Origin of the sequence: Pimelobacter sp. 30-1 (assembly GCF_018831735.1) — a bacterium.
GTDB lineage: Bacteria > Actinomycetota > Actinomycetes > Propionibacteriales > Nocardioidaceae > Nocardioides.
Genome location: NZ_NHTS01000007.1, coordinates 299,093 through 315,462, shown reverse-complemented (window position 1 = coordinate 315,462; position 16,370 = coordinate 299,093). Strand labels below are relative to the sequence as shown.

General features: G+C 73.7%; 18 protein-coding genes. 11 read left to right on the top strand and 7 right to left on the bottom strand.

Annotation, left to right across the window (positions count from 1 at the left end):
• Positions 1-11 precede the first annotated feature (11 nt).
• Positions 12-632 (top strand): LysE family translocator, encoded by a 621-nt coding sequence (locus CCO04_RS20280; RefSeq protein WP_215815962.1) that lies wholly within the window; start codon positions 12-14, stop codon positions 630-632.
• Here the strand turns inward: CCO04_RS20280 and CCO04_RS20275 are convergent.
• A complete protein-coding gene (locus CCO04_RS20275; protein WP_215815961.1) occupies positions 592-1,662 on the bottom strand; it encodes an AraC family transcriptional regulator in 1,071 nt (356 codons plus the stop codon). The two genes, CCO04_RS20280 and CCO04_RS20275, sit on opposite strands and share 41 nt — an antisense overlap.
• A 70-nt stretch (positions 1,663-1,732) precedes the next feature.
• On the opposite strand from CCO04_RS20275, the gene CCO04_RS20270 reads away from it, so the two are divergent.
• The 3 genes from CCO04_RS20270 to CCO04_RS20260 are packed head-to-tail and all read left to right on the top strand — an operon-like array spanning position 1,733 to position 5,380.
• Positions 1,733-3,211 (top strand): NAD(P)/FAD-dependent oxidoreductase, encoded by a 1,479-nt coding sequence (locus CCO04_RS20270; protein ID WP_215815960.1) that lies wholly within the window; start codon positions 1,733-1,735, stop codon positions 3,209-3,211.
• Positions 3,208-4,899, top strand: a complete 1,692-nt coding sequence (locus CCO04_RS20265; RefSeq protein ID WP_215815959.1) for a GMC family oxidoreductase N-terminal domain-containing protein — start codon at positions 3,208-3,210, stop codon at positions 4,897-4,899. The genes CCO04_RS20270 and CCO04_RS20265 overlap by 4 nt, the downstream gene beginning before the upstream one ends.
• The gene (locus CCO04_RS20260) at positions 4,892-5,380 is read left to right on the top strand and encodes an aminoacyl-tRNA deacylase (RefSeq protein ID WP_215815958.1); all 489 of its coding nucleotides are present in this window, start codon (positions 4,892-4,894) and stop codon (positions 5,378-5,380) included. Before CCO04_RS20265 ends, CCO04_RS20260 begins: the two co-directional genes overlap by 8 nt.
• Here CCO04_RS20260 and CCO04_RS20255 read toward each other — a convergent pair whose 3' ends face one another.
• Positions 5,381-6,118 (bottom strand): hypothetical protein, encoded by a 738-nt coding sequence (locus CCO04_RS20255; protein WP_215815957.1) that lies wholly within the window; start codon positions 6,116-6,118, stop codon positions 5,381-5,383.
• Between the two features lie 57 nt (positions 6,119-6,175).
• Between CCO04_RS20255 and CCO04_RS20250 the strand changes: the two genes are divergently transcribed.
• Positions 6,176-7,501, top strand: coding sequence for a M20/M25/M40 family metallo-hydrolase (locus CCO04_RS20250; protein WP_215815956.1), 1,326 nt, complete (start codon positions 6,176-6,178; stop codon positions 7,499-7,501).
• Positions 7,502-7,571: 70 nt separating this feature from the next.
• On the opposite strand, the gene CCO04_RS20245 is transcribed toward CCO04_RS20250, so the two are convergent.
• Together CCO04_RS20245 and CCO04_RS20240 are read right to left on the bottom strand one after the other, a co-directional pair.
• Positions 7,572-7,811 (bottom strand): DUF5703 family protein, encoded by a 240-nt coding sequence (locus CCO04_RS20245; protein ID WP_308220375.1) that lies wholly within the window; start codon positions 7,809-7,811, stop codon positions 7,572-7,574.
• Positions 7,808-8,761, bottom strand: coding sequence for an aldo/keto reductase (locus tag CCO04_RS20240; protein WP_215815955.1), 954 nt, complete (start codon positions 8,759-8,761; stop codon positions 7,808-7,810). The genes CCO04_RS20245 and CCO04_RS20240 overlap by 4 nt, the downstream gene beginning before the upstream one ends.
• 79 nt (positions 8,762-8,840) lie before the next feature.
• Here CCO04_RS20240 and CCO04_RS20235 point away from each other — a divergent pair, with 79 nt between their 5' ends.
• Positions 8,841-9,683: an undecaprenyl-diphosphate phosphatase gene (locus CCO04_RS20235; protein ID WP_215815954.1), complete on the top strand. Its 843-nt coding sequence runs from the start codon at positions 8,841-8,843 to the stop codon at positions 9,681-9,683.
• Here the strand turns inward: CCO04_RS20235 and CCO04_RS20230 are convergent.
• A complete protein-coding gene (locus CCO04_RS20230; protein WP_215815953.1) occupies positions 9,620-10,177 on the bottom strand; it encodes a hypothetical protein in 558 nt (185 codons plus the stop codon). The genes CCO04_RS20235 and CCO04_RS20230 overlap by 64 nt on opposite strands.
• A gap of 80 nt (positions 10,178-10,257) precedes the next feature.
• On the opposite strand from CCO04_RS20230, the gene CCO04_RS20225 reads away from it, so the two are divergent.
• A complete protein-coding gene (locus CCO04_RS20225; RefSeq protein ID WP_215815952.1) occupies positions 10,258-10,611 on the top strand; it encodes a hypothetical protein in 354 nt (117 codons plus the stop codon).
• Positions 10,612-10,615: 4 nt separating this feature from the next.
• On the opposite strand, the gene corA is transcribed toward CCO04_RS20225, so the two are convergent.
• Positions 10,616-11,596 (bottom strand): magnesium/cobalt transporter CorA, encoded by a 981-nt coding sequence (gene corA, locus CCO04_RS20220; protein WP_215815951.1) that lies wholly within the window; start codon positions 11,594-11,596, stop codon positions 10,616-10,618.
• Between the two features lie 48 nt (positions 11,597-11,644).
• Here corA and CCO04_RS20215 point away from each other — a divergent pair, with 48 nt between their 5' ends.
• Genes CCO04_RS20215 through mshC form a run of 4 tightly spaced genes read left to right on the top strand, consistent with a single transcriptional unit; the run spans position 11,645 to position 14,959 of the window.
• Positions 11,645-12,382 (top strand): histidine phosphatase family protein, encoded by a 738-nt coding sequence (locus tag CCO04_RS20215; protein ID WP_215815950.1) that lies wholly within the window; start codon positions 11,645-11,647, stop codon positions 12,380-12,382.
• Positions 12,383-12,406: 24 nt separating this feature from the next.
• Positions 12,407-12,964 (top strand): DUF3090 domain-containing protein, encoded by a 558-nt coding sequence (locus tag CCO04_RS20210; RefSeq protein WP_215815949.1) that lies wholly within the window; start codon positions 12,407-12,409, stop codon positions 12,962-12,964.
• A complete protein-coding gene (locus tag CCO04_RS20205) occupies positions 12,961-13,701 on the top strand; it encodes an SCO1664 family protein (RefSeq protein ID WP_308281391.1) in 741 nt (246 codons plus the stop codon). The genes CCO04_RS20210 and CCO04_RS20205 overlap by 4 nt, the downstream gene beginning before the upstream one ends.
• A 22-nt stretch (positions 13,702-13,723) precedes the next feature.
• On the top strand, positions 13,724-14,959 hold the full coding sequence (gene mshC, locus CCO04_RS20200; protein WP_215815948.1) for a cysteine--1-D-myo-inosityl 2-amino-2-deoxy-alpha-D-glucopyranoside ligase: 1,236 nt from the start codon (positions 13,724-13,726) through the stop codon (positions 14,957-14,959).
• A 457-nt stretch (positions 14,960-15,416) separates the two neighbouring features.
• On the opposite strand, the gene CCO04_RS20195 is transcribed toward mshC, so the two are convergent.
• Positions 15,417-16,262, bottom strand: a complete 846-nt coding sequence (locus CCO04_RS20195; RefSeq protein ID WP_252373576.1) for a PAC2 family protein — start codon at positions 16,260-16,262, stop codon at positions 15,417-15,419.
• Between the last annotated feature and the right edge of the window lie 108 nt (positions 16,263-16,370).

Sequence of the window (16,370 nt, the reverse complement as noted above, 5' to 3'; positions counted from 1 at the left end):
ACCATCGGAGGGTGAGCGGGTACCTCTCCTTCGTCCTCTTCGCCGCGCTGCTCGCGACGGCACCGGGGCCGGACACCTTCCTGACCCTGCGCGCGAGCGTGGTCGGCGGCCGTCGCCGCGGCCTGCTGACCGCCGCCGGGATCACCGTGGCGGGCACCCTCCAGGGGGTGCTCGCCGCGACCGGCCTCGGCGCCGTCCTGGCCCACGCGGAGCCGGTCTTCCTGGCCGTGCGCTGGGCCGGCGTCGCCTACCTGACCTGGCTCGGGGTGAGCGCCCTGCGCGACGCGCTGCGCAACGACGGCCGCGGCTGGGCGGTCGGCACCGGCGGTGGGACGACGCGCCCGTGGGTCGCCTTCCGCCAGGGCTTCCTGTGCAACATCACCAACCCCAAGGTGCTCGCGTTCAACCTCGCGGTGCTGCCCCAGTTCGTCGGTGACGGCCAGGGACTGCCCGCGCTGCTCGTCTACGCGCTGACGCTCGTCGTGATCGGCGCCGTCGTCCTGGTCACCGTCGTCTGGATCGCCGGCAAGGCCACCACCGCGCTGGCCCGGCCCCGGCTGCGGCGCGGCGTCGACGGAGCGACCGGGGTGGTCATGCTGGGCTTCGCGACGGCCCTGGCCGTGGAGGCCTGAGCCCGCGCGGGGTCCGCCCCGTCCAGCGCCGGTAGGCCACGACCAGGCTGGTGGCCTCCGCGTAGCCGAGGCGCTCGGCGATGTCATCGAGGGTCAGCCCCGGGTCGGCGAGCAGCCGCTCGGCGGCGAGGGCGCGCACCTCGTCGAGGAGCGTCCGGTACGACATCCCGGCGTCCTGCAGCCGGCGCCGCAGCGAGCGCTCGCTGAGCCCGAGCGCCGCCGCGACCGCGGCCATTGGCGCGCCGTCCTCGAGCCGCTGCGCGACGAGGATCCGCACCTCCTCGGCGATGCCGTGCCGGCGCCGGTCGCGCCGCGGCGAGACCAGGTCGTGGCACAGCGACTCGGCCAGCGCGAACGCGTGGGCGTTGGCCTGGGGGAGGCGCAGGTCGAGCCACGACGCGTCGAACCGCAGCGTCGCCGAACGGCTCGCCCACCGGGGAGCGACGCCGAACGCCGCCCGTCGCCCGGCGGCCGCGTCGTCGTCGGGCGCCGGGAACGGCAGCCCGACCGCGCTCAGCCGCGGCGCGCCGCCGCAGATCTCGCGCAGCACCGTCCAGATCGCGGCCAGGTCGCGCTCGACCACGAACGCGCGCACGTCCTGGGGCACGGCGTGCTCGTCGCCGGTGACCACGACCGCGCCGTCCTCGACGACGGCGGAGAGGGGAGTGAACGAGAAGCTCAGGTCGATGAAGCGCAGCGCCAGGTTGGCGGCGTCGCCGAGCGTGGGGCTGCTCAGCAGGGCGAAGCCGAGCGGGCCGAACGTCGAGGCGTGGTAGGCGGCGCCCGCCTCCGCGCCGGTGACCCGGGGATCCGCGGCGAGCAGGTTGCGCACCACGCGCAGCTCCTGCGCGGCCGTGACCTCGCGACGGTGGTCGGCGACGTCGCGGGCACCGAGCCCGGTGCCGCGCAGCAGCAGGGCCGGGTCGAGGCCGCGCGCGCTGCCGAGAGCGACGAGCAGCGCCGTGCCGGCGACGTACCGGGGGAAGTCCCAGTCGCGGGTGGCGGCCGGCTCGAAGGTCGCGGACATCATGGCCGGAATTATGGATCGGCTGGCCGGAGGTCGCTGGCACCGACCCGCCGTGGTTCCTAGCGTGGGGACCATGAGCTCCCGTCCCTCCGTGATCGTCGTCGGCGCCGGGTTCGGCGGTCTCGCCGTCGCCCACCACCTGCGGGCGGCGGGCTTCGACGACATCACCCTCCTCGAACGCGCCGACGACGTCGGCGGGGTCTGGCGCGACAACACCTACCCGGGCGCGGCGTGCGACGTCCCGTCGGTGCTCTACTCCTGGTCGTTCGCGCCCAAGACCGACTGGTCGCACCGCTACGCGCGCCAGCCGGAGATCCTCGACTACATCCGCGACCAGGCCCGGCGCAGCGGGCTGCGCGACCGGGTCCGCACCGGGGCCGAGGTGGCCGCCGCCCGGTACGACGAGGCGACCCGCCGCTGGACCGTCACCCTCACCGGCGGCGAGACCCTCGACGCCGACGTGCTCGTCTCGGCCGTCGGCCAGCTCTCGCGGCCGGCCGTGCCGCGGATCCCGGGGCTCGACACGTTCGCCGGCCCGGTCTTCCACTCGGCGGACTGGGACCACGACGTGCCGCTCTCCGGACGCCGGGTCGGCGTGATCGGCACCGGCGCGAGCGCCATCCAGCTCGTCCCCGCCATCGTCGACCGGCTCGGTGCGCTCACCGTCTTCCAGCGCTCGGCGCCCTATGTCGTCCCGAAGCCCGACGGCGCCTACTCCCGCCGCCAGCAGCACCGGTTCGCCCGGCACCCCCGCCTGCACCGCGCCACCCGGCAGGGGGTCTTCCACCTCTCCGAGCAGCTCAACCGCACGCTCGACTCCGACGGACGGCTGGCCGGTGTGCTGCACCGCGCCTGGCGACTCCACCTGCGCCGGCAGGTCGCCGATCCGCAGCTGCGGGCGAAGCTCGTGCCCGACTACCCGCTGGGCTGCAAGCGGCTGCTGTTCTCCAACGACTGGTACCCCGCGCTCACCCGCCCCCACGTCGAGGTGGTGGGCGACGCCATCGCGGCGGTCGAGCGGACCGGGGTGCGGACCGGCGACGGTCGTCTGCACGAGCTCGACGTGCTCGTCCTCGGCACCGGGTTCGCCGCCACCGACCTCCTGGCGCCGATGGAGATCACCGGCCGGGGCGGACGCCGCCTCGCCGACGCCTGGGCCGGTGGCGCCCGCGCCCACCTGGGCATCACGGTGCCGGAGTTCCCGAGCCTGTTCGTGCTCTACGGACCGAACACCAACCTCGGGGGCAGCTCGATCATCGGGATGCTCGAGGCCCAGGCCCGCTACGTCGTGCAGGCCGTCCGCGAGATCGCCGCGCACGGACCGCTGGAGGTGCGCGCCGACCGCGCCGCGGCCTACGACACGGAGATGCAGGACCGGCTGGCCGGCAGCGTGTGGAGCGCGTGCGCGAGCTGGTACCGCGAGCCCGGCGGCCGGATCACCACCAACTGGCCCGGCACGGTGACCGAGTACCGCCGCCGCACGGCCCGGTTCGACCCCGGTGACTTCCGGCGGCTCGACGAGGGGCACGACGAGGAGGCGGAGGTCCGGTGACCCACTACGACGTCCTGGTGATCGGCTCCGGCTTCGGCGGCAGCGTCACCGCGCTCCGGCTGGCCGAGAAGGGCTACCGCGTCGGCGTCCTGGAGGCGGGCCGGCGGTTCGCCGACGACGAGCTGCCGACGAGCTCGTGGAAGGTCCGCGACTACGTCTTCAACCCGGCGCTCGGGTGTTACGGCCTGCTCCGGATGACCCTGCTCAAGGACGTGCTGGTGCTCACCGGTGCGGGCGTGGGCGGCGGCTCGCTCGTCTACGCCAACACGCTCTACGAGCCGCCCGCAGCCTTCTACGACGACCCGCACTGGGCCGCGATCACCGACTGGGCCGACGAGCTCGCCCCCTACTACGACCAGGCGCGGCGGATGCTCGGCGTGACGGCGTACCCGCACACGTCGCCCTCGGACCGGGTGATGCGCGCGGTCGCCGACGGGCTCGGCGTGGGGAAGACCTTCCGGCCGACCGACGTCGGGGTGCTCTTCGGCGAGCGGCCGGGGCAGCGCGTGCCCGACCCGTTCTTCGGCGGTGCCGGCCCCGACCGCACCACCTGCACCGACTGCGGAGCCTGCATGACCGGCTGCCGGGTGGGCGCGAAGAACACGACGGTCAAGAACTACCTGCACCTCGCCGAGGCCGCCGGTGCCGTCGTGCACCCGCTGACCACCGTCACCGACGTGCGCCCCCGTCCCGGCGGCGGGTACGCCGTCACCACGCGCCGCACCGAGGGCAAGCTGCGCCGCGGCCGGAGCACCTTCACCGCCGACCAGGTCGTCTTCGCCGCCGCCTCGCTCGGCACCCAGCGGCTGCTCCACCGGCTGCGCGAGCGCGGCAGCCTGCCCCGGATCTCGCCGCGCCTCGGCGAGCTGACCCGGACCAACTCCGAGGCCATCCTCGGCGTGCGGGCGCGCGGCGACGACGTCGACTACTCGCGCGGCGTCGCGATCACCTCCTCGCTCCACGTCGACGAGCACACCCACGTCGAGCCGGTCCGCTACGGCCGCGGCAGCAACCTGCTCGGCCTGCTCATGGCCGCACTCACCGACGCGCCCGGCGACGGCCGCTCCCGGGCGCTGGCCGGCCTGCGCGAGATGTGGCGGCAGCGCCGCGACCTGCCGCGGCTGCACGACCCGCGCGGCTGGTCGGAGCAGACCATCGTGCTGCTGGTGATGCAGAGCCTCGACAACTCGCTGACGACGTACCTGCGCCGGCGGCCGTGGGGTCGCACGATGAGCACCCGGCAGGGCACCGGCGCCGCCAACCCGGTGTGGATCCCCCAGGGCCACGACGTCGCCCGCCGCGTGGCCGCCGAGATCGACGGCATCCCGGGCGGCACCTGGGCCGACCTCGTCAACGTCCCGGCCACCGGGCACCTGATCGGGGGCTGCCCGATCGGCGAGAGCGCCGCGGATGGGGTCGTCGACCCCTACCACCGCCTCCACGGGTACGACGGCCTGCACGTGATCGACGGCTCCACGGTGGCCGCCAACCTGGGCGTGAACCCGTCGCTGACCATCACCGCGATGGCCGAGCGGGCGGTCGCGATGTGGCCGAACCGGGGTGAGGCCGACGCCCGGCCCGCGCCCGGCTCGCCGTACGTGCGGGTGGCGCCGGTCGTGCCGCGCGCGCCCGCCGTCCCGGCCGGCGCTCCGGCTGGGTACCGCGTCCTAGATTGGTGGCGTGCCTGAGCAGCCCGACCCCACCGACCGGTCCGCGCGCGCCCTCGCCGCCGCCGACGAGCTCGGCCTCTCCTACGAGGTGACCCGGCACGGCCCGGTCGGCTCGCTCGAGGAGGCCGCCGCCGCCCGCGGCGTCGAGCCGTGCCAGATCGTCAAGACCATGGTGGTCCGGGTGACCGACGGCGACCACCGCTTCGTGCTCGTGCCCGGCGACCGCGAGATCTCCTGGCCCCTGCTCCGGACGCTGCTCGGCGTCAACCGGATCTCGATGCCCTCGGCCGACGCGGCCCGCGAGGTCACCGGCTACGTCCGCGGCACCATCACGCCGCTCGGCGCCACCACCGCGCTGCCGGTGATCGCCGACGAGCGGGTCACCGGTCCGGTCTCCATCGGCGGCGGCGGGTACGGCGTCGCGCTCACCGTCGACGGCGACGCCCTGGTCGCGGCGCTCGGGGCCACCGTCGCCGACGTCACCGCGCCGGCCGGCTGATCAGCTCGGCCCGGCCGACGGCCGCAGCTCGTCGAGCACCGCACCCGCGAGGTCGTAGCGGACCACCGCGGACTGGCCGTACTCGTCGCTCGCGTAGGCGGTGAGCCAGTCCTGGGTGCTGTCGTCGGGCTTCGGCCGGGTGACGAGCAGGTAGCACTGCTCCGGTCGGGCGAGCAGCCCCTCCGCGTAGTCGCACATCTCCGCCAGCCGGGTGCCGTCCAGGCTCGCCAGGTCGTACGGCGTCTCGCGGCTGGTGGTCTTGTTCCACTCGGCGAACCCGGTGCCGTCCCACTGGTAGACGTCCGCGGCCTCGCCGCCGACCGGGGCGGGGACCGTGAGCACCGCGTAGTCGTCGTACAGGGCGACCTCGTAGGCGGTCGTGCCGATGCCCTCCTCGCGCATGGCGGTGAGCATGGTGTCGAAGCCGACCGCGCTCTGCGGCCCGGGCACGGGGGCCGCGGCCTCGTCCCGGGCGACCTGCTCGTCGCCGGACCGGCTGATCACCACGCCGACCACGATCATCGCGACCATCGCCACCAGCACGAGCACCCCGGTCGCCGGGGTGGTCGGTCCGCGCCGCACCGTGCGCTCCTCGACGGTGCGCACGTAGGGGAGGTCCGCCGGCGGCTCGTAGGGGGTCACCGACGGCCGGACGGCGGCCGCGTCGGCGTCCTCCGGCCCCGTCTCGCCACGCCGGCGCGAGCCGGGGAGGTACTGCTGCCACTTCGGGGGTGCCACGGCGCCACGGTAGTGGCCCGGGTGCACCCGTCGGGGACCAGGTGCGACGATGGCGCCATGGCCGACCCCACCCCCCACGACGTCACCGGCGAGGTCGTCGACATCTGCCGTGACCTGATCCGCATCGACACCTCCAACTACGGCTCCGACGAGGGCCCCGGCGAGCGCAAGGCGGCCGAGTACGTCGCCGGCCTGCTCGACGAGGTCGGCATCACCGCCGACGTGATCGAGTCCAAGCCGGGTCGGGCCAACGTGGTGGCGCGCTGGGGCGGCTCCGGGTCCGCAGCGACCGCCGAGCGGGGTGCGCTGCTGCTGCACGGCCACCTGGACGTCGTACCGGCGGCGGCGGAGGACTGGCAGGTCGACCCGTTCAGCGGCGAGGTCAAGGACGGCTACGTGTGGGGCCGCGGCGCGGTCGACATGAAGGACTTCGACGCGATGCTGCTCTCGGTGGTCCGGGCCCGCCAGCGCGCCGGCCGGGCGCCCGAGCGCGAGGTCGTGCTCTGCTTCACCGCCGACGAGGAGGCCGGTGGCCACGACGGCGCCCAGGTGCTCGTCGAGGAGCACGCCGAGTGGTTCGAGGGCTGCACCGAGGCCGTCGGCGAGGTCGGCGGCTTCAGCACCACCGTCCGCGGCCAGCGCCTCTACCTGATCGAGGCCGCCGAGAAGGGCATGGCCTGGATGCGCCTGAGCGCCCGCGGCCGCGCCGGCCACGGCTCGATGCTCAACGACGACAACGCCGTCACCCGCCTCGCCGCCGCCGTCGCCCGCATCGGTGCCCACGACTGGCCCGTCCGCCTCACCCCGACCATGCGCACCCTGCTCGCCACCGTCGGCGAGCTCGCCGGCGTCGAGGCCACCCCCGAGAACGCCCCCGCCCTGGTCGAGGAGTTCGGCGGCGCCGCCCGGATGCTCGGCGCGGTCCTGCGCAACTCGACCAACCCGACCATGCTCGAGGCCGGCTACAAGGTCAACGTCATCCCGACCGACGCCACCGCCCACGTCGACGGCCGCTTCCTGCCCGGCTTCGAGGACGAGTTCTTCAGCACGCTCGCCGAGCTGACCGGCGAGGGCATCGACATCGACTTCGTCTCCCGGCAGCCCCCCTGGGAGACGCCGTACGACGGCGCGCTGGTCGACGCCATGACCCGCAGCCTCCTCGCGGAGGACCCGGGCGCGCTGGTCGCGCCGTACCTGATGAGCGGGGGGACCGACGCCAAGCACTTCACCCAGCTCGGCATGCGCGCCTACGGCTTCGCGCCGCTGCGGCTGCCCGAGGACCTCGACTTCACCGCGCTCTTCCACGGGGTGGATGAGCGGGTGCCGGTCGACGCGCTGGAGTTCGGTGCGCGGGTGATGGACCGGTTCCTCGACGAGATCTGAGGTTGAGGTTTGGTCCCAAACCGCATGTCTGCACGGCGTGTCGTTGCGGTTTGGGACCAAACCGCACGCATCAGGCGGTACGCACGGCCCGGATGATCTTGCGGCGCAGCACGACCCGCCGCTTGCCGTCCGGGCCGATCTGCACCCGGTCCAGCTCCCAGCCGCCGTGCTCGGCGCGCTCGACGAGCAGCTTGGTGACCACGTTGCGCGAGAAGTCCCGGTCGAAGGTGACCCGCTCGAACTCCCACTCGACCCCGCGGCCCAGCCCGCGCATCAGCCCGGGGCGCAGCAGGGTGCGGCTGGTGGTCATGCCGCGCCGCCCGAGACGTCGTCCAGTGCTGCTCTGATCTCGGGGGGCAGCACCTTGTCCTCGGAGCCGAGGGCCGCACTGAGCTGGGCGGCGGTGCGGGCGCCGACGACGGGTGCGGTGACGCCGGGGGAGTCACGCACCCAGACCAGGGCCACCTCGAGCGGGGTCCAGCCGAGGCCGTCGGCCGCGCGGGCGACCGCCTCGACGATGCCGCGGCTGTGGTCGTCGAGGTAGGCCTCGACGAAACCGGAGAAGACGGGCGAGGCGGCGCGGGAGTCCGAGGGCGTGCCGGTGCGGTACTTGCCGGTCAGCACGCCGCGTCCCAGCGGCGACCACGGCAGGACGCCGATGCCGAGCGCCTCGGCGGCCGGCAGCACCTCGCGCTCGATGCGCCGGTTGACCAGGGAGTACTCCACCTGGGTGGACACGATCCGGGCCCGGCCGGGGACGGAGTCCTGGAGGGTCACCGCGCGGGCGGTCTGCCAGCCGTTGTAGTTCGAGATCCCGACGTACGTCGCCCGCCCGGACGCCACCGCGTGGTCGAGCGCGGCCAGCGTCTCCTCGAGCGGGACCTCGTCGGTCCAGATGTGCACCTGCCACAGGTCGACGTGGTCGGTGCCGAGCCGCTTCAGGGACGTGTCGAGCCCGCGGAGCAGTGCGCCCCGGGAGGTGTCGGTGACCCGCTCGGAGCCGCGCCGCCAGATGCCGGCCTTGGTCGCGAGGACCACCTCGTCACGGCGTACGACGTCGCCCAGGAGGGTGCCGATCAGCTCCTCGGAGCGTCCGTCGGTGTAGCCGGCGGCGGTGTCGATCGTCGTACCGCCGGCCTCGACGAAGGCCGTGAGCTGGTCGCGCGCCTCGTGCTCGTCGGTGTCCTTGCCCCACGTCATCGTGCCCAGGGCGAGCCGCGACACCTGGAGGCCGCTGGCGCCGACGTACCGCTGCTGCATGGGGCACAAGGTATCCGGCCCGCCCCGCGAGCGGTGCGCCGCCACACCGCCGACCACCCACTCCCTACGATGAGCCCTCGTGGCCGACTTCTTCCAGGCAGTGTTCCTCGGCGTGCTCCAGGGGCTGACCGAGTTCCTCCCGATCTCCAGCAGCGCGCACCTGCGGATCTTCCCCGAGCTGTTCGGCTGGGGCGACCCCGGCGCCGCGTTCACCGCGGTGATCCAGATCGGCACCGAGCTCGCCGTCCTCGTCTACTTCCGCAAGGACATCTGGCGCATCGCCCGAGCCTGGGTGCTCTCGCTGGTCAAGCCGGAGTACCGCGGCTCCCTGGACGCCCGGATGGGCTGGTACATCATCGTCGGCTCGATGCCGATCGTGATCCTCGGCGTCCTGCTCAAGGACGTCATCGAGAAGGACTTCCGCAACCTCTGGATCATCGGCTGCACCCTCATCGTGATGGGCCTGGTCCTCGGTCTCGCCGACCGGATCGGCCGCAACGAGCGCGCCATCAAGCAGATGACCCTGCGCGACGCCGCCCTCATGGGCGGTGCCCAGGCGCTCGCGCTCGTCCCTGGCGTGTCCCGCTCCGGTGCCACCCTGTCGATGGGCCGCTTCCTCGGGTACGAGCGCGAGGCGGCGACCCGCTTCGCCTTCCTGCTCGCCATCCCGGCCGTCGTGGGCGCCGGGCTGTTCGAGCTCAAGGAGATCGCCAACGTCGGCACCGCCCACGCGGGCGAGGCCAACTACGGCTGGGTCCCGACCATCACCGCGACCGTCGTCTCGTTCGTCGTCGGGTACGCCGCCATCGCCTGGCTGCTGCGCTGGGTCAGCACCAAGTCCTACACGCCGTTCGTGCTCTACCGGGTGGTGCTCGGTGCGGCCGTGCTGGTGCTGCTGGGGACGGGTGTGCTGGCGGCCTGAGGGCTCAAGCACCGGCCGTGGCGCCGTAGCGTGAGGCCCAGGTCGCTGCCCGGTTCGGCGCGGAGCTCGCTCTCGTAGGTCAGCGTCGCGCTGACCGCGCGGCCGGCGACCTGCTTCTCGAAGCACCAGCGCCCGTCGTCGGTGCGGTCGCGGCGCGCCCACCCGGCCTGCTCGACGATGCCCGCCGCCGTGCGCAGGGCGTCGGCACGCTCCAGGCCGGTCGAGAGCTCGAGGTCGACCGCGACGGACGAGTCGTCGTCATCGCACGAGCGGCCGGGCTCGGCCGTGCGGTCGAGGTGCGCTGCCAGCCGTGCCACGGCGGGGTCCTGGGCGAGGCGGCGGCCGAAGTCGACGTCGGCGCGGGCGCAGCCGTAGATCCCCGCCCCACCGTCGTACGCGAGGACGGCGCCGACCGCCGTCATCGAGACGAGAGCGACGGCGGCGGCACCGAGGACGGCGGCCGTGCGCGGCGCGCTCCCGTGGCGACTGAGCATGGGCCAACGATAGGGGCGGACACGGAAAGGCGCCGCTGCTCGTAGAGTTCGCCTGCCACCACGACCGAGGGACGCCGCCAGTGCCGACGACGGGTACCGACCACATCAACTTCACGCCCGAGCCGCACGACGTCCGGATCGTGCGCAACGGCTGGATCTATTACGTGCGGGGCGTTCGGCGTGGCGAGCGGTTCGTCGGCGGCGGTCTCACACCCGAGGGCGGAATGGCGGTCGCGCTGATCGCCCTGGTAGCCGGGCGACGGCTGCTGGCGTGGCATGAGCGGCAGCCGTGGAAGGTCGGCGTGGTCCGCCTGCGTGCCGACGGCGGAGGGATCGTGCGCACGGTCCACAGGGAGCGCGCCGGTGCGTCGCCGGACGCCAGGATCGCGGCGTTGGCCGACGAGGTGCGGGCCGGGCGGTTCGAGCCGACCTGACGCGTCAGAACCATCCCGACTTCTTGAAGAAGATCCACAACCCCGTCACCGACGCCAGCATCAGCAGGATCGCGAAGGGGTACCCGAAGGTCCAGCTGAGCTCGGGCATGTGCGTGAAGTTCATGCCGTAGACCCCCGCGATCAACGTCGGTACGACGACCAGCGCCGCGCCCGCCGAGATCTTGCGCATGTCGTCGTTCTGCTGCACCGCCACTCTGGACAGGTGTGCGTCGAAGGCGCTCGAGAGCAGGTCGTCGAGGGTCTCCAGGCCGTCGGTGGCGAGCTGGAGGTGGTCGTTGACGTCGCGGAAGAAGGGCGCGGACTCGGCGGCGACGAGGTCGACGGCGCCGGTGGCGAAGCGGCGCATGGGCTCGCGGAGGGGGAGGACGGCGCGGCGGACCTCGGAGAGCTCGCGCTTGAGGATGTAGATGCGGCCGGCGTCGTTGGTGCGGCGGTCGGAGAAGACGGAGACCTCGACCTCGTCGACGTCGGTCTGGAGCTCGGCGACGACGGAGGTGTAGCCGTCGACGACGGCGTCGCACACGGCGTACACGACGGCGGACGGGCCGTGGCCGAGGACGGCCTGCTGCTGCTCGAGCTCGTGGCGGGCGTCGCGCAGCGAGGAGCCGCGGCCGTGGCGGACGGTGATGACGAAGTCGGGGCCGACGAACATGTTGATCTCGCCGGTCTCGACGGCGTCGTCCTCGTCGACGTACCAGAGGGTCTTGAGGACGAGGAAGAGGCTGTTCTCGTAGCGCTCCAGCTTGGGGCGCTGGTGGGCGACGACCGCGTCCTCGACGGCGAGGGGGTGCAGGCCGAAGGCCTCCGCGATCTCGGAGAGCTCGATGTGGCTCGGCTCGTAGAGGCCGACCCAGACGAAGTCGCCCTCGCCGTCGGCGGCGGCGCGCAGCGCCGGGTAGTCGTGCAGGTGGCAGTCCACCGGGACCCGGACGCCGTGGCGGTAGACGGCGCTGTCGACGATCACGGGCCCACGCTAGTACCGGCGCTCGGGGCGGCCACTAGGCTCGCCGTCATGGCCACCCTGCTGCTGGTCCGCCACGGGCGGACCACCGCGAACGCCTCGGGCATCCTCGCCGGACGTACGCCGGGGGTGCGCCTCGACGACACCGGCACCGAGCAGGTCGCGCGGGCCGGGGCGCGGATCGCCGCCGTCCCCCTCGCGGCGCTCCTCACCAGCCCCCAGGAGCGCTGCCGGCAGACCGCGAAGGCGGTCGCCGAGGGGCAGCGCGGGGCCGGGCACCCGGTCACCAAGGCGGTCACCGAGCGCGGCCTGGCCGAGTGCGACTACGGCGACTGGCAGGGCCGGCCGATCAAGGAGCTGCTCAAGGAGCCGCTGTGGCAGACCGTCCAGCGCCAGCCGTCCGCGGCGGTGTTCCCGGGCGGTGAGTCGATGGTCGTCATGCAGCACCGCGCCGTGTCCGCCGTACGACGGATCGATGCGGCGATCACCGCCGAGCACGGCCCCGACGCGGTCTGGGTGGCGGTCAGCCACGGCGACATCATCAAGTCGGTGCTGGCCGATGCACTGGGCATGCACCTCGACCTGTTCCAGCGGATCAACGTCGACCCGGCCTCGGTGTCGGTGGTCCGCTACGCGGCCGACCGGCCCTACGTGCTGGCCAGCAACACCCACGACGGCGACCTGTCCTGGCTTGCGCCGAAGCCGGCTCCGAAGGGCGCGAGCAAGCGCCGGCGACGTGGCGCGACCGACGACGGTGCCGTCGTCGGCGGTGGCGCCGGTCCGGCCTGAACCGGGCTGGATAGGCTCGGGACCATGCCCATCGTCCACGGATTCGACCCGCCGGAGCGCTTCGTCGCCGGCACCGTCGGCGAGCCCGGCAGCCGTACCTTCTTCCTCCAGGCCCGGATCGGACCGCGCATGGTCTCGGTCTCGCTGGAGAAGCAGCAGGTCGCGGCGCTCGCCGAGCGGATCGACGAGCTGCTGGACGAGGTGATCGCCGACGGCCGGGCCCGCGGGGTGGTGCCTGCGATGGCGCCGTTCGGGCTCGCCGACGACGAGCCGCTGGAGCTGCCGATCGTCGAGGAGTTCCGGGCGGGCACCATGACCCTCTCCTGGGACCCCGACGACGAGCGGGTGGTGGTCGAGGTCTTCCCGGTCGGCGAGGAGCCGGTCGAGCTCACCGACGGCGAGGACCCGGCCGAGGTGCTGCTGGTCCGGCTCGAGCCCGGCCAGGCCCGCGCGTTCGTACGCCGCTCGGAGCACGTCGTGGGCGCCGGACGGCCCTCCTGCCCGTTCTGCGGCCAGCCGATCGATCCCGAGGGCCACCTGTGCGTGCGAGCCAACGGGTTCAAGCGCCGCGACCCGTCGTGACGCTCACCATCAAGGGCCGGATCATGCCGGCCTCCAACGCCACCTTCCTCGGCGAGCTCGACGGCCGCGAGGTCGTCTACAAGCCGGTCGCGGGGGAGCGCCCGCTGTGGGACTTCCCCGACGGGACGCTCGCGGGCCGCGAGGTGGCGGCGTACCTCGTCGCCCAGGCCACCGGCTGGGACCTGGTGCCGCGCACCTGGTGGGGCGAGGGCCCGCACGGTCCCGGCATGGTCCAGGAGTGGCAGGAGGTCGACCCCGACCAGGACGCCGTCACGCTGGTCCGCTCCGGGGCGACGCCCGACGGCTGGCTCGAGGTGGTCGAGGGGCTCGACGACCGCGACCGGCCGGTCACCCTGGTCCACGAGGACACCGCCGTCCTGCGCCGCCTCGCCGTGTACGACGTGCTCGTCAACAACGCCGACCGCAAGGGTGGGCACGTGCTCGCCATGACCGGCGGCCACCGCTACGGCGTCGACCACGGCGTCGCCTTCCACCACGAGCCCAAGCTGCGCACCGTCCTGTGGGGCTGGGCCGGTATGCCGCTCGCCGACGACGAGCTCGCGGTGGTCACCTCCGTGCTCGCCGCGGTGCGCGGTGACCTGGGGGAGCGGCTCGGCACCCACCTGGCCGAGCACGAGCTGCGGGCGCTGGAGCGGCGTACCGAGCGGCTGCTGGCGGCCGGTGTCCTCCCGGGGCCCTCGGGGGACTGGCCCGCCATCCCCTGGCCGCCGTTCTAGGCCGAACCCCTAACATCAAGGCATGCGCGCATGGAACGCGCCGGGTCTCCCGGCGCTCCCGGTCTCCGGCCCCCCGGTCGTCCTCCACGACACCGCTACCGGCACCAAGGTCGCCGCACGCCCCGACGGCGCCGCGCGCCTCTACGTCTGCGGCATCACGCCCTACGACGCCACGCACATCGGCCACGCCAACACCTACGTCGCCTTCGACCTGCTCAACCGCGCCTGGCGCACCGCCGGGCACGACGTGCAGTACGTCCAGAACGTCACCGACGTCGACGACCCGCTGCTCGAGCGGGCCGACAAGGTCGGCGTCGACTGGGTCGAGCTCGCCGAGCGCGAGACCGAGCTGTTCCGCAAGGACATGGAGGCGCTGCGGGTGCTCCCGCCGGTCGCCTACATCGGCGCGGTCGAGTCGATCCCGCTCGTCATCGACCTGATCCAGCGCCTCGACGCGGCCGGGTCGGTCTACCGCGTCGAGCAGGACCTCTACTTCTCCGTGACCGCCGACCCCGCCTTCGGCGGCGAGTCCGGCTACGACCGCGAGACGATGCTCCGCTTCTTCGGTGAGCGCGGGGGCGACCCCGACCGCGCCGGCAAGAAGGACCCGCTCGACTGCGTCGTGTGGCGCGGCGAGCGCGACGGCGAGCCCGCCTGGGACAGCCCGTTCGGCCGCGGCCGTCCCGGCTGGCACATCGAGTGCGCGGCGATCGCGCTGGAGCACCTCGGCGGGGCGTTCGACGTCCAGGCCGGCGGCAGCGACCTCGTCTTCCCGCACCACGAGATGTGCGCCGGCCACGTGCAGGTGGCGACCGGCGAGCGCTTCGCCGAGATCTACAGCCACGCCGGCATGGTGGCCTACGACGGTCAGAAGATGTCGAAGTCGCTCGGCAACCTCGTCTTCGTCTCCGCCCTGCGCAACAGCGACATCGACCCGATGGCGATCCGCCTCGCGCTCCTGCGCCACCACTACCGCACCGACTGGGAGTGGACCGACGCCCAGCTCTGGCAGGCCGTCGACGACATCGCCTCCTGGCGCCGCGCACTCGCCCTCGGTGCGGGCGCGGCCGCGGCCCCCGTGGTCACCGAGGTCCTGGCGGCGCTCGCCGACGACCTCGACGCCCCGCGCGCGACCGCCGCGATCGACGCCTGGGTCAAGGCGACCCTCGGCACCGACGGCCTGGCCGACACCAGCGATGCCGAGGCGGCCGTGACGCTGCTGCCGGTGCTGGACGCCGCGCTCGGCCTGGCGCTCTAGCGCGCCGCGGCCGCGAGGCCGTTGACGAGCCGGGCCAGCTCGCCCGGCTCGGTCACGGAGTGCGCGCCCAGCCGGGCCCGGACCCGCTCCAACGCCGTCCCGTACGGCGCCCGGCCGGTGCTCTCGACTCCGATGACCAGGTCGACCCGCCCCGCCCGGGACGCCAGCCGCTGCGGCAGCCGAGCGGTGGTGAGGGCGCGCAGCTCGGAGCCCGCGGTTACCTCGGCGACGACCGGGTCGGCGGCCGAGGCCTCGATCGAGCCGGAGCGGCCGCCGTTCCAGAGCTCGAGGCCGACGCTCTGGCTCGGCCCCGGCGGTTGACCACGGTGACGGACGGCCGCAGGTGTGAGCCCCTTAGCGCCGGAACGCGTTGCAATTGGGCACGAACCGCACCCTACGGGCCCGAATCCCTGCGGTTTGGGACCAAACCGCAGAGCCGGGCAGGTGAGAAACCCGCTCAGTCCTCTTCGCCGCGGCGCTTGAGGTAGCGCTCGAACTCCCGGGCGATCGCCTCACCCGTCGCCTCGGGGAGGTCGGCGGTGTCGCGCGACTCCTCGAGCGAGCGGACGTACTCGGCGATGTCCTCGTCCTCCTCGGCGAGCTCGTCGACGCCGCGCTCCCAGGCGCGGGCCTCGTCGGGCAGGTCGCCGAGGGGGATCGGGACCTCGAGCAGGTCCTCGAGGCGGCCGATCAGGGCGAGGGTGGCCTTGGGGCAGGGCGGCTGGGCGACGTAGTGGGGGACCGCGGCCCAGTAGGACACGGCCGGCATGTCGACGCGGACGCAGGCCTCCTGGAGGACGCCGACGATCCCCGTCGGCCCCTCGTACGTCGACTGCTCCAGCGAGAGCCGGTCGAGCAGGTCGGCCTCGGTGGCCGAGCCCGAGACCGGGATCGGGCGGGTGTGGGGGCTGTCGGAGAGCAGGGCGCCGAGGGTGACCAGGAGCTCGCCGCCGAGCTCGTCGACGGTGCCGAGGAGCTCCTCGGTGAACTGGCGCCACCGCATGTTGGGCTCGATGCCGCGGATCAGGATGACGTCGCGGTGGAGGTCGGGCGGTGAGGCGACCGCCACGTGGGTGCTGGGCCAGGTGAGCTTGCGGAAACCGTGCTCGTCGATGCCGACGGTGGGCCGGTTGACCTGGAAGTCGTAGTAGTCCTCGGGGTCTATCGCGGCCACGACCTTGGCGTTCCAGACCCGCATCAGGTGGTCCACCACGCCGGTGGCCGACTCCGCGGCGTCGTTCCAGCCTTCGAACGCGGCGATGACCACCGGCCGCACCAGCCCGGTGACCGTCTCGATCTCCATCACTCTGCGAGCCTAGTCGGCTCGGACGAAGTAGGATCGGCAGCAGTCGAGAGGCGTTGCAACGGACGGCCCACCGAGGGGTCGGTCCGCCACGCTCGGCCGATGAAC

Coding starts and splice junctions, on each gene's coding strand:
- CCO04_RS20275 (WP_215815961.1), bottom strand. CDS start 1,662: ATGATGTCCGCGACCTTCGAGCCGGCCGCCACCCGCGACTGGGACTTC.
- CCO04_RS20270 (WP_215815960.1), top strand. CDS start 1,733: ATGAGCTCCCGTCCCTCCGTGATCGTCGTCGGCGCCGGGTTCGGCGGT.
- CCO04_RS20250 (WP_215815956.1), top strand. CDS start 6,176: ATGGCCGACCCCACCCCCCACGACGTCACCGGCGAGGTCGTCGACATC.
- CCO04_RS20245 (WP_308220375.1), bottom strand. CDS start 7,811: ATGACCACCAGCCGCACCCTGCTGCGCCCCGGGCTGATGCGCGGGCTG.
- CCO04_RS20240 (WP_215815955.1), bottom strand. CDS start 8,761: ATGCAGCAGCGGTACGTCGGCGCCAGCGGCCTCCAGGTGTCGCGGCTC.
- CCO04_RS20230 (WP_215815953.1), bottom strand. CDS start 10,177: ATGCTCAGTCGCCACGGGAGCGCGCCGCGCACGGCCGCCGTCCTCGGT.
- CCO04_RS20215 (WP_215815950.1), top strand. CDS start 11,645: ATGGCCACCCTGCTGCTGGTCCGCCACGGGCGGACCACCGCGAACGCC.
- CCO04_RS20210 (WP_215815949.1), top strand. CDS start 12,407: ATGCCCATCGTCCACGGATTCGACCCGCCGGAGCGCTTCGTCGCCGGC.
- mshC (WP_215815948.1), top strand. CDS start 13,724: ATGCGCGCATGGAACGCGCCGGGTCTCCCGGCGCTCCCGGTCTCCGGC.
- CCO04_RS20195 (WP_252373576.1), bottom strand. CDS start 16,262: ATGGAGATCGAGACGGTCACCGGGCTGGTGCGGCCGGTGGTCATCGCC.